The organism is Pseudomonas sp. TWRC1-2 (assembly GCF_049896685.1).
Classification (GTDB): Bacteria; Pseudomonadota; Gammaproteobacteria; order Pseudomonadales; family Pseudomonadaceae; genus Aquipseudomonas.
Genome location: NZ_JAFCUU010000008.1, coordinates 58,060 through 81,352, shown reverse-complemented (window position 1 = coordinate 81,352; position 23,293 = coordinate 58,060). Strand labels below are relative to the sequence as shown.

The window sequence follows — 23,293 nt, the reverse complement described above, 5'->3', positions numbered from 1 at the left end:
CAGCGTTTTTTATTCTTGGTACAAAGCCCCGATACGCCTGGCGACGCCACAACTTAACTAATAAGTTGGCCGTAAAAATACGAACTCATGGGACAACCTGAGGCTATCCTGATCTCGAATCGGCGCAACAATCAAGAAAAAAATCCATTTTCTCCCTTTCAATGTATTTACTTCTTAGATTTATTGGCGGAAGGTGCTAAAAGAATCAAACTTATGTGACGAGTTGAAAACCACAAAAATGAATCGTGAAATCGTCAAAACTCAAAACACCGTCAACGCTGTTTACGAGCAGATGAAGCACAACATTCTGGAGGGTCTCTGGCCGCCCGGCAGCAAGCTGCCCTCCGAATCCGAGCTGATCGCCACCTTCGACGTCAGTCGGGTCAGTGTGCGCAGCGCGGTCCAGCGGTTGCGCGGCCTGGGCATCGTGGTGACGCATCAGGGCAAGGGCACCTTCGTTATCAAGGACCTTGAACAGCACGGTGTGCTCAATGACAGCCAGCCGATCATGCATCTGTCCCAGGAAGAATTCGAAGACATGCGGGTGTTTCGCGAGGCCGTGGAGTTTCGCTGCATGGAACTGGCAGTCAAGCACGCCACCAGCGACGACATCGCCCTGCTGGAAGCGGCCCTGAACCGGATGCTGGTGAACAAGGACGATTACAAGCGCTATTCCCAGGCCGACTTTGATTTCCACTACGCCATCGTCAAGGCCTCGCACAACAAGATCTTCATCCATGCCATGGATTCGATCCGGCACATCTACCTGTATTACCTCGAAGAGTTGAATCGCGTTCTGGGGGTCACCCTGGAAAGCGTCAATGCGCACATCAAGGTCTACATGGCGATTAAAAACCATGACGCCGTGGCTGCGGCCGAGACCCTCAACGAGGCGATGGCCAACAACGTAGACGCGATCAACGAGGCACGGCTCATCGAGTCACGCAGCAATGCCGGCGACGGATTCAAGACATAAGCAAACGACAGCTCAATGGGAGAGCGAGATGGAATCCATAACAATCACAAATGTAAAAACGATTCTCACCGCGCCAGGCGGCATTGATCTGGTGGTGGTAAAAGTGGAAACCAACCAGCCGGGGCTCTACGGCCTGGGCTGTGCAACGTTTACCCAGCGTATCTTCGCGGTCGAGGCGGCCATCGAGCAGTACATGAAACCCTTCCTGATCGGCAAGGATGCGCTGCGCACCGAAGACATCTGGCAGTCGGGGGCCGTCAGCGGGTACTGGCGCTCCGGGCCGATCATGAACAATGCACTGTCCGGTGTGGACATGGCGCTGTGGGACATCAAGGGCAAAGTCGCCGGGTTGCCGGTCTACCAGATGCTCGGTGGCCGCTGCCGCGATGGCGTGCCGTTGTACCGCCACTGTGACGGTGAAGATGAAGTCGCAGTGGAAGACAGCATTCGCGCAGCCATGGAAGAAGGCTATCAGCACGTGCGCTGCCAGATGGGCATGTACGGAGGCTCTGGCACCGAGGACCTGAAGCTGATTGCCGGCAAGCTGGCCAGGGCGAAAAACATCCAACCGAAAATCTCACCGCGCAACAAGACCCACGGTATCTACTTCGATCCGGATGCCTACTTGCGTGCCGTGCCCAAACTGTTCGATCACCTGCGCGACAAGCTGGGTTTCGGTGTCGAGTTCATTCACGACGTGCATGAACGCGTGTCGCCGATCGCCGCCGTGCAATTGGCGAAGAACCTCGAACAACACCAGTTGTTTTTCCTCGAAGACCCTGTTGCACCGGAAAACATCGAGTGGTTGAAAACCCTGCGCGCACAGAGTTCGACCCCGATTTCCATGGGTGAACTGTTCACCAACGTCAACGAATTCAAGCCGCTGATCCAGAACAACCTGATCGACTTTATCCGTTGCCATGTCAGCACGGTCGGCGGCATTACACCAGCGAAAAAAATTGCCACCTTCGCCGAGTTCCACGGTGTGCGCACGGCGTGGCATGGCCCGGGCGATATCTCGCCGGTCGGCGTGGCCGCCAACCTGCACCTGGACCTGAGCACCACCAACTTCGGCATCCAGGAATGGACCCCGCTCAACGACAATCTGCTGGACGTCTTCCCTGGCTGCCCGGAAATCGACCGTGGCTACGCCTACCTCAGTGACCGGCCGGGTATCGGCGTGGACATCGACGAGGAGAAAGCCAAGCGCTATCCGTGCCAGGGCGGCATTCCAAGCTGGACCAATGCACGCCTGCCGGACGGCACGGCGGCGCGTCCCTGAAAGGTCCCGGGGGCGACGTCGGTCACCCCTCGCCTGGCGTCTGCGCCAAGGCCCCGGCGCTGATCCGCTGCACCTGAATGCAACACCCTCGATTACAACAATAATGAAGGGCTATTCATGAACACCATCAAAGAGACTGCTCTCTCGGCAGGAGACACCCGTGCCACCCGCGGGTCCAAGTCCGAGCGCTTTGCGATCAAACGCTGGCTCTACCTGATCCCGCTGATCTTCATCACTTACAGCCTGGCCTACCTCGATCGGGCCAACTACGGCTTCGCCGCCGCCTCCGGTATCGAGCAGGACCTGAACATCAGCAAGGGCACGTCCTCGCTGATCGGTTCGCTGTTCTTTCTAGGCTATTTCTTCTTCCAAGTGCCCGGCGCCATCTATGCCCAACGCTACAGCGTGCGCAAACTGGTGTTCTGCAGCCTGGTCCTGTGGGGCTTCTGCGCCATGGCCACGGGCCTGGTGACCAATATCCCGATGCTGATGATCATTCGATTCTCACTGGGGGTGGTGGAGGCGGCGGTGATGCCGGCGATGCTGATCTTCATCAGCAACTGGTTCACCCGCAAGGAACGCTCACGCGCCAATACCTTCCTGATCCTCGGCAACCCGATCACGGTGTTATGGATGTCGGTGGTTTCCGGCTACCTGATCCACGCCTGGGGCTGGCGAGAAATGTTCATTATCGAAGGCGCACCGGCGGTGCTCTGGGCGTTTGTCTGGTGGCGTCTGGCGCGGGATAAACCCGAGGAAGTCAGTTGGCTGACCCGCGAGGAGAAAGACCGACTGGCCGCCACACTGGCCGACGAACAAAAAAACATGAAGGTGATGCGCAACTACCGTCAGGCATTCACCTCACCCTTGGTGATCAAGCTGTGTCTGGTGCATGCACTGTGGAGCATCGGCGTGTACGGCTTCATCATGTGGCTGCCGTCGATCATCAAGCAGGCCTCGGCGTCTGACATCGTCACCACCGGCTGGCTGAGTGCTGTGCCTTACGTGGCCGCAGTAGTGACCATGCTGGCGGTCTCTTGGGCCTCGGACAAAACCGGGCAGCGTAAACTGTTCGTCTGGCCGCTGCTGGCCCTCGGCGCCTTGGCCTTTCTGGGTTCTTACTTGCTGGGTTCGACGCACTTCTGGCTGTCATTCAGCCTGCTGACCATTGCGGCGGCGGCGATGTACGCACCTTACGGCCCCTTCTTTGCGTTGATTCCGGAGTTGCTGCCGGCCAACGTATTCGGTGGCGCCATCGGGCTGATCAATGCCTGTGGCGCGCTGGGCGCATTTCTCGGCTCGTGGATCGTCGGCTACCTCATCGGCCTGACAGGCAATCCGGGAGCGGCCTATATTTTCATGACCGCAGGCATGCTGGCGGCGGCCGTCATCATGGGGTTAGTGGTGGTAAGCGAGAACCGCAGGTAATAAGACCACCGCTGAAATGATCGGATGGCCCCAGGATAACGATAGCGAGCCCGGGGCCTCGAACTTCCGGTGTCGGCCCTGCTTTGGGCGAAGTCGGTCCCAGTGGAGCGCATCGAGCGCTGTGCCTTGCGGCGTTCAAAACAGTCAGCGCCTGGTTGTTATCACTGCCCTCCTGAATGCCATAAGGCACACCAGGCGTCACGCGCGCCACAAACCACAGCGCCATCAACCTGGCGCTCTCAGTCAACTCTGACCGCTGCGTTCAAGCAACAGCAAAGCTCAAGAATTAAAGTTGAAGCGCCAGGGGAAGCAACCCCAGCTCACAACTCCAATAATAGAGCGACGTCAATGAAACTGAACGCATCCTTGCCAGCGTGCCTGGCTTTCAGCTTCGTATCACTTGCCGCCCAGGCTGCTGAGGGCCCACCTCCGCCTTCCGTCAGCCAGCCCAGCGGTATCAACCTGGGCGGCACCAGCTTCTACGACGGCTTCGCCGGGCCACCCGGGCTGACGCATCAGACCTACCTGAAGTTCAGTACGTCCAGCAGCATTCGTGACAATGCCGGCAAAGACAACCGCAACTTCGATAACCCGAAAATCAATGTCATTACCCTGATCAACCAATTCAGCTATTACTCACCCAACACCATCGGTGGCGGCGCGCACCTGGGCTGGAGCCTGTTGGTCCCGGTGGTCTCCCTGGACGGCGACTTTGGCGACAACGGTGTCAAGCTCAAGGACAACGGGGTCGGTCTGGGTGACGTCACCGTCGGCCCGCAGATCCAGTTCGACCCGATCGTCAACGCCGAGGGCCGGCCCGTGTTTGTGCAGCGCGTGGCCTTCGATACGATCCTGCCCACCGGCAAGTACGACAAACACAAGGACTTGAACCCCGGCTCCAATTACTTCTCCTTCAACCCCTACTGGGCCGCCACCTTGATGCCGGCACCGCGTTGGGAAGTGAGTTGGCGCTTGAACTACCTGTACAACTTCAAGAACGACGACCCGGCCAGCAGTTCGGCACAGTTCTATGAAGGGCGACCGGTGCGCGACACCCGGGCAGGGCAGTCGGCATGGGCCAACTTCACGGCCTCGTACGAGGTGTTCCCGAAGGTCTCGGTCGGGATCAACGGCTATTACTTCAGGCAGATTTCGGATGACCAGGCCAACGGCGATCGCCTGAGCAATTCTCGCGAGAAGGTGCTCGGCATCGGCCCCGGCCTGTTCTGGAAAATAACCGAGGACAAGGCCTTCTGGCTCAATACCTATAAAGAGACCGGCGTGGAAAACCGCAGCAAAACCGATTACGCCGTGCAGGTTCGCTACGTTCACAAGTTCTGACTGAGGTGATGTTTGATGAATGCGCTCAACTCCATCGACAGCAAGAAATCACTGGGCGCTATTTGCCTGATGATGGTCATTTCCCTGGGCACGCTGCAGATCCAGCCGATCCTGGGTGGCGCGTTGATTGATCAGCTGGGTGTGCCGCTCAATGCCATCGGCGTGATTTTCGCCGCCGAGCTGATCGCGATGGCCATCGCCTGCGGCGTATGTGCGCTACTGATGGCACGTGTCGACCGCCGCCGCTTTGCGCTGGTTGCCTTGTTGATATTGGCCGCCGGCAACCTGGTCAGCACCCAGCTTCACAGCCAGGCGTGGCTGGTGGTTTTCAGGGTGATCTGCGGTGCCAGCGGTGGCGCGGTCATGGCGGTGGTGTATGCAACCGCTGCACTGCGCAGGTCTAAAGACGCGACATTTGCCGTGATCAATATCGGCAACCTGCTCTGGGGCATGCTGCTGGTGACGTCCATGCCCCTGCTCTTGCAGGCGTTTGGCGTGCAAGGTGCCTTTTTCCTGCTGGCCATCACCAGCCTGCTTGCCGCACTGGGTTGCTGGAGAATACCCAGGCACTACTCAGACGCCCATCGCATTGCCCACGGTGCGGCCCGGCCGTTCGGGCTGACCTCCATGCTGCTGATCGCACTGTTTGCGCTGTTGTTTTTCGGGCATTCCGCCCTGTGGGTGTATCAGGAGCGAATCGGCAAGAGTCTGGGCCTGGAGCCCCAGCAAATCGGCGCCATCCTCGGTGGCAGCATCCTGGCCGGCGCCCTGGGTGCGGGACTCTCCGGGATGATCGGACGACGCCTGGGTTTGTTGTTCCCGCAACTGTTGAGCTTTGGCACCGCCTTGCTGGCGACGCTGATCATGGTCTACGGCGACAGTACCGTTGCGTTCGCCACCACGGCTTGCCTGATTCATATGGTGTGGTTTTTCAGCTTGCCGTATCTGCTTTCGATGGCCGCCGAACTGGACCCCTCCGGTCGATTGGCGGGCCTGGGCAACGCCGCGATTTTCGTCGGCCAAGGGCTTGGCCCCTTTGGCGCCGCGCTGGTGGTGGGTGATGGACACTTTCGCGCGGTGGGCTGGCTGGCCGCCTGCGCTTATGTGCTGGCCTTGATCATCTCGTGCCTGGTGGTGGCTCGCTTCCGTCGAGGCGTGAAGCCTTGTGGGCAGGCGCTCTCGACGCAATCGGCCTGCATGTCATTAACGAAACCGATCCATGAGATGAAGCGATGAATACTCCATTCCCCAACACCCCCGAATTTTCCGGGGCGCTGTACACACCCAGCCGCGTCGAAGGCGAGGTGTATGACCTTGAGGTCGAAGGCGCGATCCCCGAGGCGATCCGTGGCACCTTTTATCAGGTGTCACCGGACCCGCAGTACCCGCCCATGCTGGGCACCGACATATTCTTCAACGGCGACGCCCTGGTCAGCGGCTTTTACTTTGCCGATGGCAAGGTCTCGCTGCGCCGCCGCTACGTGTTGACCGACCGATTGGTCGCTCAACGCCGTGAAGGACGTTCGCTCAATGGCGTGTACCGCAACGCGTACACCAACGACCCGCTCGCGGCAAAAAACAACACCACCGCCAACACCTCGGTGATCGCGCACAACAACGTCCTGCTGGCACTCAAGGAGGATGCCATGCCCTGGGCGCTGGACCCGCAGACACTGGAGACCCTCGGCGAGTGGAATTTCGACGGGCAAATCGACGCTGCGACCTTCACGGCCCACCCCAAGCTCGACCCGGTCACCGGAAACCTGCTGGCCTTCAGTTACGAAGCCAAAGGCGACGGCACACCCGACATGGCCTATTTCGAGATTTCGCCGCAGGGGAAACTGCTGCATGAGATCTGGTTCCAGGCGCCCTACGCCGCGATGGTCCACGACTTCGCGGTCACCGAGCATTACGTGGTGTTCCCACTGATCCCCTTGACGGTGGACGTCGAACGCATGAAAAACGGCGGCCAGCATTTCCAGTGGCAGCCCGAGCTGCCCCAGCTGTTTGCCGTGGTGCCCCGCCATGGGCACGCGCGGGACGTGCGCTGGTTCAAGGGGCCCAAAGACGGCTTCCAGGGCCATACCCTGAATGCCTTCGACGCAGACGGAAAAATCTACCTGGACATGCCGGTCACCGGCGGCAATATTTTCTATTTCTTCCCCCAGGCGGACGGCTTCGTACCACCGCCGGAAACCCTGGCAGCCAGCCTGATGCGCTGGGTGTTCGACCTCCACAGCTCGCACGATGAGCTGCAACCCCAGGCACTGACGGACTACCCCTGCGAGTTTCCCCGCTGCGATGACCGCTACATCGGACGCCAGTATGAACACGGGTTCTTGCTCGCCTTCGATCCGCAGCGGCCCTATAATCCGTCGAACGGGCCAATGCCGTTTCAGTTCTTCAACCTGCTGGCGCACCTCAACCTCACAACCGGCGTCACCGATGCCTGGTTCCCCGGTGACAGCGGATGCTTTCAGGAGCCCATTTTCATTCCACGCTCGGCTGAGGCACCGGAAGGTGATGGCTACGTGGTCTGCCTGCTCAACCTGATTGCCGAAGGCCGCAGCGAACTGGTGGTACTGGACTCGGCTGACATGTCAGCGGGCCCTATCGCACGTATCAAAATCCCGTTTCGCATGCGCATGTCGCTGCACGGCTGCTGGGTGCCACGTTAAGTCGGCCTGGCACTCCCCTCTCCTCCAATAGCCACACCCGTCGCCATCCACCCCCCATGGAATGGCGCGGGTTGCTTGGCGTTGGAAATCTCGATTCGATGATCGAACACAAAACCCACATTTATTCCGCAATACGAGATTTATGCATAAATCCCACTTTACAGGATTAATGCATACGCCTAAATTAACCCCATTACTGCCCCGCTCCCGTTCCCCTTTCCGAGAGGACGCTTCATGAAATTCGCAAGCTTCGTTGTTCAAGGCCGCACGACTTACGGTGTGGTTGACGGTGATCAGATAATTGACCTGGAATCGGTCAAGGCCACCTTTGGCGCCGACCTCAAGCAGGCGATTGCCGCCAACCGCCTGGGAGAACTGACCCAGGCCGTGCTCGCGCCACTGCCACGCGTGGCAGTGGCAGACGTGACGTTCCTGCCGGTTATCGCGAACCCCGGCAAAGTGCTGTGCATCGGCATCAACTACGCCACCCACGTGCGTGAAACCGGCCGTGAAATGCCGACTTACCCGATGATTTTCACGCGTTTCGCCGACAGCCAGGTGGCCCACCTGCAACCGATCATTCGCCCCAAGGCTTCGCACAAACTGGATTTCGAAGGCGAACTGGCGGTGGTCATCGGCAAAACCGCACGGCACGTCAAAGCGACGGATGCACTGGACTATGTCGCCGGCTATGCCTGCTACAACGATGGCAGCGTCCGCGACTGGCAGAAGCACACAATCCAGTTCGTGCCCGGCAAGAATTTTCCGAACACCGGCGGTTTCGGTCCTTGGCTGGTGACCGGCGATGAAATCGGCGACCCCCAGGACCTGGAATTGACCACGCGCCTGAACGGCGAAGTGATGCAACACACCCGCACCAGCGACATGATTTTCGACGTGCGCCAATTGATCGAGTACTGCTCCACCTTCACCGAACTGGCGCCCGGCGATGTGATTGTCAGTGGTACCACCGGTGGCGTCGGCGCCTTCCGCGAACCGCCGGTCTGGATGAAGCCTGGCGATACCGTCGAGGTCGAGATATCCGGTATCGGCATCCTGCGCAACAGCATCGCCGACGAGCAGTAAGCCATGAAGCCATTGTCTGAATCACAAGCCCCGCCGGAACAGGACGCCGATAACAAAGGCTCGAGCCTGGAACGCATGCTGCGGGTCCTGGATTTATTCACCGAAGCCAGCCCGATCTGGGCGGTCGACGTAATGGGCGCGGAGCTCGGTTATACCCGCTCGACCATCTACCGCTACGTTCGCGAACTGGCCGAGGCGAACCTGTTGTTTCAAGTCGAGGCCGGACGTTACGCGCTGGGCGCGCGGATTATCACTTGGGACCGCCAATTGCGCCTCAGCGACCCCTTGGTGCGCGCGGCACAGTCCCTGGAACAGGACCTGCCGCGCTGGAGCGAGCAGCAAGTGTGGCTGATCTGCCGGCTGTTCAAGGACCAGGTGGTGTGCATCCACCAACAGGGCGAGTTGTTCAGTGAGGTCAGCTATTCCCGTGGTTCACCCAGGCCGCTGTTCCTCGGCGCCACTTCGAAAGCGATCCTCGCCAACATGACTTCGCGCCAGCACAACCAACTGTTCCTGGAAAACCCCGACGAAGTCCGCGCCAGCAACCTGGGCCACACCTGGGAACAGTTCCGCCGCTCACTGCAGCAACTACGCCGTCAGGGGTATGTCGCCAGCGCGGCTGAAATTGATCCCGGTGTCTACGGCCTGGCGGCGCCGATCCTCGACAGCGACGGCAAGGTGGTTGGCAGCATCAGCTGCGTTCGCCCGATCGAGGAGCGCGACAACACCCTGGAAGCGCAACAAGGGGCACAGATGCTCAGCCTCGCGCAGGCGCTTTCACAACGCATGGCGGCGCTCACCCACGCCCCCCGACAGCCGGACTGAAACCTTTGGAAGGGAATAACAATGACAACCCTCAACAGCTTCAGCACTCAAGTCCTGATCATCGGTGCCGGCCCCACCGGGCTGACCCTGGCCAACCTGCTCGGCCAGGCCAATGTCGACACGCTGATCATCGACCGCAAGGCCGGTACCGTGACCGAACCCCGCGCCGTCTCGATCGACGATGAATCCCTGCGCACCATGCAGGCGATCGGGCTGGATGACGCCGTACTGCGCGACGTGGTGCCCGGCTACGGCGTGCACTACTTTACCCGCCCGGGCGGTCGTTGCTTTGGCAAGGTCGAGCCCACCGGCAAGGTGTATGGGTTTCCCAAACGTAACGCCTTTCGCCAGCCGTTGTTTGAAAGCACGCTGAAGAACGGCCTTGAGCGCTTTGCGAGCCTGACAGCACGCTTCAATCACGAACTGCTGGAGTTCACTCAAGATCAACACGGCGTGCGCGCGTTGATCATGGACGCCGATGGCCAACTGCTCGAGGTCAAAGCCAGCTACCTGGTCGCCTGCGACGGCGGGCGCAGCCCGGTGCGCAAGCAACTGGGGATCGAGATGGTCGGGTCCAGCTTCGCCTCACGCTGGCTGGTGGTCGATACCGACCAGGACGACGATCCGTTCTGGCAGACCCGCGTGTACTGCGATGCCAGACGCCCGGTCGTGGAAGTACCCGGCCCGCACCGCACACGGCGCTTCGAGTTCCAGCTCAAGCCTGGGGAAGCCGATGCGCAGGCACTGAGCCCCGAGAGCCTGCACACACTGCTTCGTCCGTTCAAGGGGGATGCCCCGGTGTCCATCGTGCGCAAGACGGTCTACACCTTTCATGCCCGCGTTGCCGAGCGTTGGCAGGTTGGCCGCGTCTTTCTGGCCGGCGATGCCGCACACTTGACCCCGCCCTACGCCGGGCAAGGGATGAACAGCGGCGTTCGCGATGCCCACAATCTTGGCTGGAAGCTGATCGGCGTCATCAAGGGAAAAATGGCCGCGACCGCCCTGCTGTCCTACGAAAGCGAACGGCGCGACCATGCCTGGGCCTTGATCAAGCTGGCCCTGAACCTGGGCGTGGTCATGGCCCCGGCCACCGTACTGCGGGCTCGTTTGATCAGCGCGGCCTTCGCATTGATCGGCCTGGTGCCACCGCTGCGCGACTATTTCCTGCAAATGCGCTTCAAACCCAAGCCTCGATTTACCAAAGGCCTGGTGCTGCCCGAAGGCAAAGCGGGAAAGCTGGCCTGTGGGCAAATGTTTCCTCAGCCATTGCTGACCGACGCCCAAGGCCATGCCCACCTGCTGGACGCGAGCCTCGGGGACGGCTTTGCGCTCATTCAATATGGCGACCCTGCCCACCAGCGTCTTGACCAACTGCACCACGGTCTTTGGGACCACCTGGAAGCCAAGCGCATCCTGATCCTGCCCGCGCATTGGCAGACACTGCCCTTGCTCCCGGGCTGCACCGTGCTGCAAGACCGTGAAGAGGCGCTCAAGGGCGTGCTCGGCGACAGCCAACAGTTTTTGCTGCTACGCCCGGATCGCTATATCGCCGCCATCTTCGACATGGCCACCCAAGACCAGACCGCCGAATCATTGCAGACGCTGTTCGGCATCACCCTGACGAACAACTGCGCGGCTGAGCCACGCATGGCGCCCGTCTACCCCTGAACCTTCAGCCCCAGAGGTGTTTATGCAAACCTTGCAGACTTCCACACCCGCACGCCTGTGCTATCTGCACCTGGCAAGCAAAGATCCCCAGCAGCAAGTCGAGTTCTATCGGCGTCTGCTGGACATGGACGGCCTGGCGCAAGCCGACGGCAGTTGGCTGCTCCAGGGACCCCAGCGCGCCATGCTGATTTCGCCCGCCGACCACAGCGGCCTGCTCGCCGCGGCGTACGACCTGGGCAGCCAGCCGCGCTTGAGCGAGCTGCACGCGCGCCTGGTAGCCAAAGGGTGCAGCGTCGAACCGCTCGACTCGCCGTTGCTGGAAGCGGGCGCCTTTCAAATCCGTGATCCCCAGGGACGGCAAACCGTCTTTGGCGTCGCCCGCAACGCATCCACGGCCAACCCCAAGGGCATGCCGGGACGCCTGCAGCACGTGGTGTTCCAGACCACCGAACTGGAAGCGATGATCGACTTCTACGTCAACACAGTGGGCTTCACCGTCTCGGACAATGTCGTGGACGAGCAAAGCGGCCAGCTCACCACCTGTTTCCTGCGCTCGGACGATGAGCACCATTCACTGGCGTTTTTCCGCGGCTCGAAAAACGAATGGGACCACCATTGCTACGAAACCAATGAATGGAACGACATTCGCGACTGGGGCGACCGTTTCGCCAAGGAACGCATCACCCTGTTCTTCGGCCCGGGTCGCCACGGTCCCGGCAACAATCTGTTCTTCATGGTGGTCGACGCTGATCGCAACCGCCTGGAGTTCTCGGCCGAGCTGGAAATCACCGAAGCCAGCCGTCCACCCGGGGTCTGGCCACAAGAGGAATACACCCTCAATTCCTGGGGGCGCGCCTGGATCCGAAGCTGAATACGTTCAACCACAGGGCCTGCCCTCTCCTCCCCTTAAATTGACGCGGCTACCTGCCTCTAAGGTAAGACAATGACAACTCCAATCATCGCGCCCTACGCCATCAACGGCGACCAGTACATCAACGGCACCTGGCGTGCAGGTCGTTCTGCACGACGCCTGGACGACCGCAACCCCTTCAACGGCGAGTCTTTGCTGGAAATGCCCCTGGCCTCGGTGGCCGACCTGGACGACGCCTACCAGGCCGCCCGGCGCGCGCAAACCGATTGGGCAGCGCTGCACCCGACCCAACGCAGCGCGCAGTTGGAAAAACTCGCCCAGGTCATCCAGAACCGTCGCGAAGAAATCATCGACTGGCTGATCCATGAGTCCGGCAGCACCCGTATCAAGGCGGGCATGGAATGGCAATTCACCCTCAGCCTGGTGCGCGAGTGCGCAACGCTGCCGATGCAGGTCGAGGGCCGGATCCTGACCAGCTACAAGCCTGGCGAACAGAGCTTCGTGTTTCGCGAGCCACTGGGGGTGGTCGGTGTGATCAGCCCGTGGAACTTCCCGCTGTACCTGAGCATGCGCTCAGTGGTCCCGGCACTCGCGCTGGGCAATACCGTGGTACTCAAGCCGGCCAGCGATACGGCGGTCACCGGCGGCCTGCTGATTGCCCATCTGTTCGAAGAAGCCGGTTTCCCGGCAGGCTCGCTGAACGTGGTGGTCGGCGCAGGTTCGGAGATAGGCGATGCGTTCGTCGAGCACCCGATACCGAGCCTGATCTCCTTCACCGGCTCCACGGATGTGGGCCGCAATGTCGGACGTATCGCCACCGGCGGCAAGCACATCAAGCGCGTGGCGCTGGAGCTGGGCGGTAACGCGCCGCTGGTGGTGCTGGCGGATGCGGACATCGAGATAGCGGCACATGCCGCAGTGGTCGGGCGCTTCCTGCACCAGGGCCAGATCTGCATGAGCGTCAACCGGGTCATTGTCGACCGCTCGCTGTATGCCGACTTCGCGGCGCTGGTGGTCGAGCGCGTGCGCAACCTCAAGACCGGTGACCCGGCCCTGGCCGACACGGTGATCGGGCCGGTGGTCAACCAGAGCCAGCTCGATGGCCTGCTGGGTAAAATCGACGCCGCCGAACGCGCCGGCCTCAAGCAATTGTGCGGCGGCCAGGCGCGCGGCCTGGTGCTGCCGGCCCATGTGTTCGGCGAAGTGGGCCCCGACCAGGCCCTGGCCCGGGATGAAACCTTCGGGCCGTTGTTGCCGCTGATGGTGGCAGAAAATCAGGCGCATGCCCTGGAGTTGGCCAACGCAAGCGAGTACGGTCTGTCGAGTGCGGTGTTTACCCGCGACATGGCGCGCGGCTTGAGTTTTGCCCGCGGGATTGTGGCGGGCATGACCCACATCAACGACATTACCGTCGATGATCAGCCGAATGCTCCTTTTGGCGGCGAAAAGAACTCCGGCCTTGGGCGCTTCAACGGCCACTACGCTCTGGACGAATTTACCCGTGCACATTGGGTCACCTGGCAAGCCGGGGGCCATCACTACCCGTTCTGATCGCGTGCCAGGATCGGGCAAGGCTCAGCCTTCGCCCGGTCAGCCAACACCAAAAATAAAAAGGGCGAAACAATGAATAATCTAGCCTGTGTGTCCACCGAACAGGTCGTTTGTTCTGACCGGCTGATGAAGTGGAAAGAGTTCATGAGTGATCACCTGGGCCGCACGCCGGAGTATATAAAGCGCCTGGAATCCACCAGCATCGACCCGTTGCAGGACGGCAACTTCCAGGGCCGGCTGGAATACGGTGACCTGGGCCAACTGCGTTTTTGCCGCATGACCGCCAGCGCCCATCGTTACTCACGCCACCTGAGCCAGGCGCTCGACGTGCTCGACACGCCGCGCATGCTGATCCTGCAAATCGCCGGGGTCAGTCATTTCGACCAAGGCCAGCAACACAGCACCGTCGCGCCGGACGAAATGCTGCTGGTCGATTGCGGCAAACCCTTTAGCGTCACGAGCCCCCAGGGCTGCGAGCACTTTCTGCTACTGTTCCAGGGCGCCAACGGGCAACTGAAACACCCCGGCGACATGCACCTGAACGCCCGCAATGGGCTGGGCCGCATGCTGATGCACCTGATCAGCGACGCCTACCAGCACTATCCGTTGCTCAACAGCCACTCGGCCGCACTGATCGGCGACAGTATCGCCGGGCTGCTGGACAACGCGCTGAAGAACAAGCAGGACGAAAAACAACTCGAACATGACTTCCGCTTCTTCAAGCAGAACCGCCTCAAGGCTTATATCGAGCGCCACCTGGCTGACCGCGACCTGAGCACCGAACGCATCGCCAACGCAGAGCAGTGCTCGGTACGCAGTTTGCACCGCGCGTTTCAGGATGAGTTGGGGTGCAGTGTCAGCGAATACATCTGGCAGCGTCGGCTGTCCCGTTGCGCCGAAGACCTGCGCAACCGCGAACAAGCCCATCGTTCCCTGACCGAGATCGCCTATGCGTGGGGCTATGGCAGCAGCTCGCACTTCAGCCGGCACTTCAAATCGACATTTGGCATGTCGCCCCGATTGTTCCGGGAAACGGCCAGCGAAAGCCGGGGTTAGTCGCCAGCCGTTCGAGATGTGCTCATCCTGCAACGACGGCGGTGCGATCGCGGCCTGTCGCAACATTTCACGCAGTGGAATGACGCCGGGGCAGAGCGTCACAGCGTGGCCATACAGGTTGGGGGTCGTTTGCCGAGTACGTCGGTATACACCAGGCCGACCTGAACCTCGTCGCACAGCCGTCGTGACCGCGTTCTAGACTCAATCACCTGCCACCGGCAATGTGCAGGTGTGTGGGCTCCTCGCTTACTCTATAAACGCCGTATTGCCGCACCTGATCTATAAAGATATTGGCAGGTGTGCCGATAATCGAGAAAGCCCTTCAGGCGGTTGCAGTTCGTTTTGGCGATGAGTAAGGAACACGAAATGATGCCTTTTCGTAAGAGCGCCCTTAAAGCATCCGACGTGACCCTCTGCATTCTTGTGTGCCTGGCCGGGGTGGCCGTAACGAGCTTGGTACTGATTCTTTACCACGGGTCAGAGCAGCGCACCGTTGCCGTTGCGTTCCAACTGGAGGTTGACGAACGATTCAGTCGCTTGCAGCGACGTTTTACTGTTCAAGACTTGAAACTGGACACCGTCAGGCGTTTCTTCATCAACGCCGACGATGTCACGGAAAAGGAGTTTATGGGGTTCGTCACGCCTCTCGTCGAGGAGGGCGAAACGTACGGTTGGGTACCGAGGATTCTCGAGCAGGATCTACAAGTATTTCACACCAAGGCGCTGCTCAATGGTACGAGTGACTTTGCGTATCATGAGATCAATCCAATCACCGGTGCCGAAGCCCCCCTCACCCGCCGCCCGGAACACATGGTCTTGCTCTATTTATCCAAGCGCGATGACGTGAAGGTTACCCCTGGCATGGATGTCATCGCCCGCCCGGATCGCGAGGCCCTGTTGAAGAAGGCACGAGAAACACATCAAATGGTCGTGTCGGAACCGTTGAAAATGAGCAATGGCCAGGCCGGGGTTTTCTTTGTCGCTCCCGTATTCAAAGAGTCCTCCGAGGCGCCAGTGAACGATGAAGGTTTGCAGGGCTTCATCGTCTCGACAATGCGCTTGGCCTCCTTGATGGAACAAAGCATTCCGTTACCCAGTCTGCAACGACTGAACGTGACGCTGTCATTGACCGACACACAGCATCAGGAAGACAACATTTATCAGAGCTTATCGCCGGCTGCCCCATCGCCGCTTTACGCTCAGCGCGTGTTGAAAGTAGCCGACCAACACTACTTGATGCGGTTTCGGCCAACCGCAGCCTTTTTGAGCTCCAACAGTCACGCATCGTTTATCAGTCTGATTGCCGTGTTCGGAACAGGATTGACGCTGCTGATGACGTTGATGGTGTACTTGCTGATCACGCAGCGCGCGCGGGCCCTGTCTCTTGTTGAAGAGCGCACGCAAGCCCTGCGTTTATTGAACATTACCGACCACCTGACGGGCGTGTATAACCGCAGGCACTTCGAAGAGCTGATGGAACGCCTGCTCATTGAAGCTAACACCCACTACCAGCCTCTATCGCTGATCATGTTCGACGTTGATCACTTCAAACGCATCAACGACAGCAGAGGGCATCAATGCGGTGACAACGTGCTGAAGGCATTGTGTACACGAATACGTTCGGCAACGCGCAAATCCGATCTACTGTGCAGAACAGGTGGCGAAGAGTTTGCCTTGATCTGCCCGGGTAGCGAACTGCACGACACGAAGCGGCTGGCGGAAAAGCTTCGAGCCCTCGTCAGCGCCCTGCCCTTTGAGGAGGCGGGTCAGGTAACGTGTAGCTTCGGCGTCGCGGCGTGGGTGCCATCGGAGTCATTTGATGCTTTCATGCGGCGCGCGGACAGCGCTATGTACAGTGCTAAATCAAAGGGTCGTGATCAAGTCCAGCTTGCCAATGCGTAACAAGCCGGATGCAGGGTTATCACGACCTGGTGGGTCACGTCCCGATCAAAAGTCGTCCTTTACGGCTCCCCCGTTGATCTTGAACGCTCGGGTTTGCAAATAGACACTTCGAATGAAGTTGTACTTATCGCCCGTAATGAGCTTTTCGGACGTCAGATATTGAGCCCGTCCGTCGATCAGGCTCACGCCGTAAAGGCTATTACGGGTAGGAACGTCGCCGATGTAGCGGACCGGATTGGTGTAGGCATCGGGAAGGATGGCAGGCGCATCGCGCAGTGTGCTTGGCCCCAGGAGCGGCAGTACCAGGTAAGGGCCGCTATTTACCCCCCAGTAACCTAAGGTTTGACCGAAATCTTCGTCACTGCGCTGCAGCCCCATGGGCGTCGCGACGTCAAACAACCCCGCCAGGCCAATCGTGCTGTTGAGTAAAAAGCGACTCGTATCCACGCCGGCACTATGAAACTTGGCTTGAAGTAAGTTGTTGGACAGATTTTTGACCTCCCCCAGATTATTGAAAAAATGATGAATGCCGTCTTGAGCAACCCGGGGAGTGACGAATTGGTAGGCCTGGGCAAGTGGTTTGAGTGCATAGGTATCCAACGTGTCGTTGAATGAGAAAATAGGTCGGTTAATACCTTCCCATGGATCTGCGTCGGCGTCCGCACGCGAAGGCGGTGAGATCGTGATGAAGCAGGCGCAGGCAAGCACCTGGACGCAACGGCTTACACTGGAACGAAAGGCACACATGGTTATTCCCCACTCAAAGAAGTCATCTGATTTGATGCGCGCAAGCCGTTCCTTCGCTGCGGTGATGTGTGCACGTGGCAGGGCCATTAATTCCAACCGCCCCCCAGCACCTTGTACAACGTGATGCGATTACTCTGCTCGGTCAGGCGCAGCGTGATCAGGTCCTGCTGTGCGCTGTAGAGCGAGCGTTGCGCATCCAGGGCTTCGAGGTAGCTTTGCGAACCGCCCCGATACAAGGCATCCGAGAGTTCGAAGCTTTTGCGGCTGGCGTCGGTCAGCGCCTGTTGCGCGGCGATACGGCGATCCAGGGTGCTGCGCACCGCCAACGCATCGGCCACTTCGCGGAAGGCGGTCTGCAGGGTTTGCTGATAGGTCTGCACCCGGATCTCGCGTTCTACCTTGGCCGAATCCAGGGTCGCGCGGTTACTCCCGCCGTCAAAAATCGGCACGCTGATGCTCGGGGCAAAGGTCCAGGCACCGCTGCCGGACTTGAACAGGCCGGCCAATGCCGCACTGGACGAGCCGGCATTGGCGGTCAGGCTGATGCTCGGGTAAAACGCCGCACGGGCCGCGCCAATATCAATGTTGGCGGACTTGAGCGTATGTTCGGCCGAGAGCACGTCCGGGCGTTGTTGCAGCAGGCTGGAGGGCAGGCCCGCCGGAATCTCCACCAGCACCGCCGCCGATTCCAGGTGCGTCCCCGGCAAGAGCGCCTCGGGCAGATCACTGCCGACCAACAGACGCAAGGCATTGCGGTCCTGCAGGATCTGGCTCTCGTAGGACGCCACATCGCCCCGTGCCGACTCGACCGTGGTCTGGGCTTGCGCCACGGACAACGCAGAAGCGCCGCCCAAGGTGTAGCTGCGCTGGGTCAGGTCGTAGGTGGCCAACTGGCTGGTCAAGGTTTCCTGGGCCAGCAACAGCCGTTCGTTGTCGGCGGCCAGGGTCAGCCAGGCCGTGGCCACTTCGGCCACCAGACTGATTTGCGTGCTGCGCCGGGTTTCCGTCAGCGCCAGGTAGTCTTCCAGCGCCTCATCCCGCAGGTTGCGAACCCGGCCAAACACGTCCAGCTCATAACTGCTCAGCCCCAATTGAGCGCTGTAATCGTGAGTGGTGGCCGCCGCGCCGGAGTTGGACAGCGACCCCGGTGTACGGCTATGGGTGCCGCTGACGCTCGCGTCGACAGTGGGAAACAGGTCTGCGCGCTTGATGCGGTACTGCGCCTGAGCCTTCTCAACGTTCAGGCTGGCCAAACGCAAGTCGCGGTTATTGGCCAGCGCCAATACCTGCAATTGCGCCAGGCGGCTGTCGGTAAAGAACTGCTGCCATTTGATATCAGCCCCAGCCTGCCCTTTTGGCAGGCTGGCTGCAGGCAGCCATTGCTCGGACACTGGTGCAGCGGGACGCTCATACTGCGGTGCCAGGTTGACGCAACCGCCCAGGGCCATGGCGGCCAGCAAAGGCCAGTGTGACTTGATCATGCATCACCTGTCGGGGCAGATTGGTTAGCGCTGTGCACGCGGCCAAAACGGCGGCGGATCAGCACGAAAAACAGCGGCACAAAGAAAATCCCCAGCACCGTCGCGCTGAACATGCCGCCCAGCACCCCGGTCCCGATGGCCTGGCGCCCGGCGGAGCCTGCGCCCGTACTCAAGGCCAGCGGCAACACGCCGAACATGAACGCCAGGGAGGTCATCAGGATCGGCCGCAGGCGTTGGCGCACGGCGATCAGCGTCGCGTCGATCACGCTGTTGCCCTGCTCTTGCAAGTGCTTGGCAAACTCAACGATCAGGATCGCGTTTTTCGCGGCCAGGCCCACGGTGGTCAACAACCCGACCTGGAAATACACGTCGTTGCTCAACCCGGCGACACGGGTCGCCAGCACCGCACCGATCACCCCCAGGGGCACCACCAGGATCACCGAAAACGGCACCGACCAACTCTCATAGAGCGCGGCCAGGCACAGGAATACAAACAACACGGAGACGCCGTAGAGCAGCGGCGCCTGGGAGCCCGACAGGCGCAGTTGATAGGATTGCCCCGTCCACTCGTAGCCGATGCCCTGAGGCAATTGCCGAACAATGGCTTCCACCGCGTTCATCGCGTCCCCGGAGCTCACCCCTGGCGCAGGGTCACCCACGATTTCCAGGGAGGCGTTACCGTTGTAGCGTTCCAGCAACGGCGAGCCGTAACTCCAGGAGCTGCTGGCGAAGGACGAAAACGGCACCATTTCATTGTTGCTGTTGCGCACAAACCAGTGATCAAGGTCCGCCGCCTGCATGCGCGAGGATGCCTGGCCCTGTACATAGACTTTTTTCACCCGGCCCTGGTTGAGGAAGTCGTTTACGTAAGTACCGCCAAGCGCCGTCGACAATGTGGTGTTGATGTCACTGGTACTCAAGCTCAAGGCCCCGGCCTTGCGGTCGTCAATGCTGACCTTGAGCTGCGGTGCATCGTCCAGGCCGTTGCTGCGCACGCCCAGCAAGCGGGGATCTTTCCTGGCCAACTCCAGGAACTGTTCGCGGGCCGCCACTAACGCATCATGGCCCAGGCCACCGAGGTCCTTGAGTTGCAGGTCGAACCCCGAGCTCTGGCCCAGGCCGCGCACGGTCGGCGGCTGCATGACGAACGCATCGGCATCGCCGATGCTCGACAGCGCCATGGTCGCCCGCTGGGCAATGGCGGCTGCACCCTCACCAGAGCCACCGCGTTCGGACCAGTCCTTGAGGCGGATAAACGCCCGCGCGGTATTCTGGCTGTTGCCGCCCATGCCCAGCCCGCTGATGCTGATCATCGCTTCGACTTCGGGCTGTTTCAGGATGTAGTCTTCGAACTGCTTGATCACCGCTTGTGTGCGGCTGTCCGTCGCGCCGACCGGTAACTGGATCTGTGCCAGGAGGATCCCCTGGTCTTCATCCGGCAGGAACGACGTGGCCAGGCTCATGTAGCCCACCGCCATGACCACCAGCACCACGCCGTAAAGCAGCAGGCTGCGTCCCCAACGGCGCAACACCGCCCCCACCCAGCGCTCATATCCGGCACTGGCCCGTTCAAAGGTGCGGTTGAACCAGCCGAAGAACCCGCGCTGAGCCGTATGCGCCTGGCCGCCACGCGCCTTGAGCAACGACGCGCAGAGCGCGGGTGTCAGGGTCATCGCCACCAACACCGACAGGACCATGGCCGAGACAATGGTCACCGAAAACTGCCGATAGATAATCCCGGTGGAACCACCGAAAAACGCCATGGGAATAAACACTGCACTCAGCACCAGGGTGATACCGACCAGTGCACTGCTGATTTCACTCATCGATTGCCGCGTGGCGGCCACCGGCGACAGCCCCTCGCCCATCAACCGCTCGACGTTTTCCACCACCACAATGGCGTCGTCCACCAGCAAACCGATCGCCAGGACCATGGCAAACATGGTCAAGGTGTTGATCGAATAGCCGAACAGCGCCAGCACACCGAACGTGCCCAGCAGCACCACTGGCACAGTAATCGCCGGTATCAGCGTTGCGCGCAGGCTCTGCAGGAACAGGAACATGATCAGCACCACCAGCACGATGGCCTCGCCCAGGGCCTTGACCACTTCCTCGATGGACAGGCTGACAAATGGCGTGGTGTCGTAGGCAATCACGTTTTTAAGCTGCATTTCTGTCGGGTAGAACGGCTCCATCTCCTTGAGCTTGGCCTTGACTGCCTCACCGACATTCAGCGCATTGGCGCCAGCCGCCAGTTGCACACCCATGGCCGCAGCGGGTTTGCCGTTGAGGGCCGAACTGATGTCGTAGCTTTCACTGCCCAACTCCAGGGTTGCGACGTCGCCCAGCAGAACGACAGCTCCATCACTGTCGGACTTGACGACGACATTGCGAAACTCTTCAACGGTTTGCAGTTTGCTGCGGGCGCTGATCGTGGCGTTCAACTGCTGCCCCTTGATCGCCGGCAAGGCGCCGAGCTGCCCCGCGGAAACTTCAGTGTTCTGCGCCTCCAGGGCACTGCTGACGTCCGAGGGCATCAACGCGTACTTTTCCAACAGGGCGGGATCCAGCCAGATACGCATGGCGTAGCCCGACCCCAACGTCTGCACATCGCCAACGCCGTCTATTCGGCTGATGGAGTCCAGCAAGGTGGTGGAAATGTAGTCGCCGATCTGGGTACCGGTGACACTGGGGTCATCCGATGCCAGGGCGACAATCATCAAGAAGTCCGAGCCGCCCTTGGTCACGGTCAGGCCTTCGCTTTGTACCGTTTGCGGCAGTCTCGACTCCGCTTGTTGCAGCTTGTTCTGCACCTGCATCTGGGCGACGTCCGGGTCAGTGCCGGCAGTAAAGGTCAAGCTGATGCTGGCACTGCCTGCCGAACTGCTGGTGGCCGACATATAGGTCAGGTTATCCAGGCCTTTCATCTGCTGTTCGATGACCTGGGTCACCGAATCCTCCACGGTCTTGGCCGAGGCCCCGGTGTAGGTGGCAGAAATCGTGACCGTGGGCGGTGCGATGTCCGGGTACTGCTCCAACGGCAACTGGCTGATGGACAAGCCACCACCGAGCATGATCACGATGGCGATCACGCAGGCGAAGATAGGTCGATCAATAAAAAAGTGCGCCATGTTCAACCCGCCTTCACAGCAGTCGGCGCCGTAGCCGCCTGGGTAGTGGCGTCTTGCGCGTTTACGGCGGCGCCGACACGAACCTTTTGCCCGCCTTCGACGATCAACTGGTCCCCCGCGTTCAGGCCCGCGGTGACCCACCACTGGTTACCCACCGCGCGATCGATGGTCAGCTCGCGTTGTTCAACCTTGCCGTCAACCACCAGCAACGCGGTGGTCACACCGCTGGCGCTGCGGTTTACCGCTTTTTGCGGAATCAGAATGGCCTGATCATTGCGCGCCTGCTCCAGCACCGCGCGCACATACATGCCCGGCAGCAGCAGGTGGTCCGGGTTGGCGAACTCTGCGCGAAGGGTCACGGTGCCCGTGCCCTCATTGACACTGACGCCGCTGACCTTGAGCCGCCCCTCATGGTTGTAGGCGGTGCCGTCGTCCAGCTTCAGACTGATCCGTGCCTGCCCCTCGCCGTTGGACTGCAAGGCCCCGCTGGCCAGGTCACGCTTGAGCCGCAGCAGTTCCGTAGTCGATTGGGTGACATCCACATAGATCGGATCGAGTTGTTGCACCGTGGTCAACGCGCTGTCCTGATCAGCCACCACCAGCGCCCCGGGGGTCACAGTGGACGTTTCAATGCGCCCGCTGACCGGCGAGGTAATACGTGTGTAAGCCAGGTTAATCCGGGCGGTCTCGACTTCAGCTGCGGCGACTTGCACGTCGGCGGCCGCGGTGAGCAACGTCGCCTGCGCGTCCTCGTTGTCTTGCTGGCTGATGGCATTGATCTTCACCAGTTCGGCGTCGCGCCTGGCGGTGGCCTGCGCCGATTTAAGCGTGGCGCGGTACTTGGCCAGGCTCGCCTGGGCCTGCGCCAGTGCGGCGTTGTAGGGCGCTGCATCCAATTGGTACAACGCTTGCCCGGCCTTGACATCCGCGCCCTCGACAAACAGCCGCCGCTGGACGATGCCACCGACTTGCGGACGAATCTGCGCCACCATGAAGGCCTGGGTGCGCCCCGCCAGCTCGGTGGTCAGCACTTGGCTCTGGGGTTTTATGCTGATCACCGAGACCTTGGGGGTGACCGCCTCAGGAAGTGGCTCGCCGCCGGAGCAGCCGCCCAGCATAACCAAAATGATCAAGGACAGGAGCACCGCGGCGGTGACCAGAAATTTGGCGATTATTTTCGTCGACATAGCAGCCTCTGCAAGACGGGATGACTTGAGTCAGCGCCATGCTGCGAGGCAAATGTGCAGGAAAATTGAAGATTGCCCCGCCG

17 protein-coding genes are annotated in these 23,293 nt (G+C 60.4%); 13 read left to right on the top strand and 4 right to left on the bottom strand.

From position 1 onward, the window contains the following. The first annotated feature begins 238 nt into the window (after nucleotides 1-238). The 13 genes from ACP7B3_RS22165 to ACP7B3_RS22105 all read left to right on the top strand — a co-directional run bounded on the left by ACP7B3_RS22165 (nucleotide 239) and on the right by ACP7B3_RS22105 (nucleotide 16,664). Nucleotides 239-976: a FadR/GntR family transcriptional regulator gene (locus tag ACP7B3_RS22165; protein WP_177017707.1), complete on the top strand. Its 738-nt coding sequence runs from the start codon at nucleotides 239-241 to the stop codon at nucleotides 974-976. 28 nt (nucleotides 977-1,004) lie between these two features. Further along, nucleotides 1,005-2,258: an enolase C-terminal domain-like protein gene (locus tag ACP7B3_RS22160; RefSeq protein ID WP_426180796.1), complete on the top strand. Its 1,254-nt coding sequence runs from the start codon at nucleotides 1,005-1,007 to the stop codon at nucleotides 2,256-2,258. Nucleotides 2,259-2,375: 117 nt separating this feature from the next. Continuing rightward, entirely contained in the window at nucleotides 2,376-3,686 is a 1,311-nt protein-coding gene (locus tag ACP7B3_RS22155; RefSeq protein ID WP_426180794.1) for an MFS transporter, read from the top strand. 348 nt (nucleotides 3,687-4,034) lie between these two features. Next, nucleotides 4,035-5,027, top strand: a complete 993-nt coding sequence (locus tag ACP7B3_RS22150; protein ID WP_426180792.1) for a SphA family protein — start codon at nucleotides 4,035-4,037, stop codon at nucleotides 5,025-5,027. Between the two features lie 15 nt (nucleotides 5,028-5,042). Further along, complete coding sequence (locus ACP7B3_RS22145) at nucleotides 5,043-6,263, top strand: MFS transporter (protein WP_426180791.1); 1,221 nt, start codon at nucleotides 5,043-5,045, stop codon at nucleotides 6,261-6,263. Continuing rightward, nucleotides 6,260-7,705, top strand: coding sequence for a carotenoid oxygenase family protein (locus tag ACP7B3_RS22140; protein WP_426180790.1), 1,446 nt, complete (start codon nucleotides 6,260-6,262; stop codon nucleotides 7,703-7,705). Before ACP7B3_RS22145 ends, ACP7B3_RS22140 begins: the two co-directional genes overlap by 4 nt. Before the next feature lie 234 nt (nucleotides 7,706-7,939). Next, complete coding sequence (locus ACP7B3_RS22135) at nucleotides 7,940-8,791, top strand: fumarylacetoacetate hydrolase family protein (protein ID WP_426180788.1); 852 nt, start codon at nucleotides 7,940-7,942, stop codon at nucleotides 8,789-8,791. A gap of 3 nt (nucleotides 8,792-8,794) precedes the next feature. Continuing rightward, nucleotides 8,795-9,616 carry an IclR family transcriptional regulator gene (locus ACP7B3_RS22130; protein ID WP_426180786.1) on the top strand — a complete coding sequence of 274 codons (822 nt, stop codon included), beginning with the start codon at nucleotides 8,795-8,797 and terminating at the stop codon, nucleotides 9,614-9,616. Between the two features lie 21 nt (nucleotides 9,617-9,637). Next, on the top strand, nucleotides 9,638-11,284 hold the full coding sequence (locus tag ACP7B3_RS22125; RefSeq protein ID WP_426180784.1) for a bifunctional 3-(3-hydroxy-phenyl)propionate/3-hydroxycinnamic acid hydroxylase: 1,647 nt from the start codon (nucleotides 9,638-9,640) through the stop codon (nucleotides 11,282-11,284). A 22-nt stretch (nucleotides 11,285-11,306) separates the two neighbouring features. Then, nucleotides 11,307-12,155: a VOC family protein gene (locus ACP7B3_RS22120; RefSeq protein WP_242200150.1), complete on the top strand. Its 849-nt coding sequence runs from the start codon at nucleotides 11,307-11,309 to the stop codon at nucleotides 12,153-12,155. A 72-nt stretch (nucleotides 12,156-12,227) separates the two neighbouring features. Next, nucleotides 12,228-13,706, top strand: coding sequence for an aldehyde dehydrogenase family protein (locus tag ACP7B3_RS22115; protein WP_242200152.1), 1,479 nt, complete (start codon nucleotides 12,228-12,230; stop codon nucleotides 13,704-13,706). 72 nt (nucleotides 13,707-13,778) lie between these two features. Then, entirely contained in the window at nucleotides 13,779-14,762 is a 984-nt protein-coding gene (locus tag ACP7B3_RS22110) for a helix-turn-helix domain-containing protein (protein ID WP_145163502.1), read from the top strand. 366 nt (nucleotides 14,763-15,128) lie between these two features. After that, nucleotides 15,129-16,664: a sensor domain-containing diguanylate cyclase gene (locus ACP7B3_RS22105; RefSeq protein WP_369302705.1), complete on the top strand. Its 1,536-nt coding sequence runs from the start codon at nucleotides 15,129-15,131 to the stop codon at nucleotides 16,662-16,664. Between the two features lie 45 nt (nucleotides 16,665-16,709). Here ACP7B3_RS22105 and ACP7B3_RS22100 read toward each other — a convergent pair whose 3' ends face one another. From ACP7B3_RS22100 to ACP7B3_RS22085, 4 genes are all read right to left on the bottom strand, one after another. Further along, nucleotides 16,710-17,411 (bottom strand): VacJ family lipoprotein, encoded by a 702-nt coding sequence (locus ACP7B3_RS22100; protein ID WP_315975597.1) that lies wholly within the window; start codon nucleotides 17,409-17,411, stop codon nucleotides 16,710-16,712. 86 nt (nucleotides 17,412-17,497) lie between these two features. Continuing rightward, nucleotides 17,498-18,892 (bottom strand): efflux transporter outer membrane subunit, encoded by a 1,395-nt coding sequence (locus tag ACP7B3_RS22095; RefSeq protein ID WP_426180780.1) that lies wholly within the window; start codon nucleotides 18,890-18,892, stop codon nucleotides 17,498-17,500. Beyond that, entirely contained in the window at nucleotides 18,889-22,023 is a 3,135-nt protein-coding gene (locus ACP7B3_RS22090; RefSeq protein WP_426180778.1) for an efflux RND transporter permease subunit, read from the bottom strand. Before ACP7B3_RS22090 ends, ACP7B3_RS22095 begins: the two co-directional genes overlap by 4 nt. A 2-nt stretch (nucleotides 22,024-22,025) precedes the next feature. After that, nucleotides 22,026-23,210, bottom strand: coding sequence for an efflux RND transporter periplasmic adaptor subunit (locus tag ACP7B3_RS22085; protein ID WP_416363856.1), 1,185 nt, complete (start codon nucleotides 23,208-23,210; stop codon nucleotides 22,026-22,028). Nucleotides 23,211-23,293: the final 83 nt, after the last annotated feature.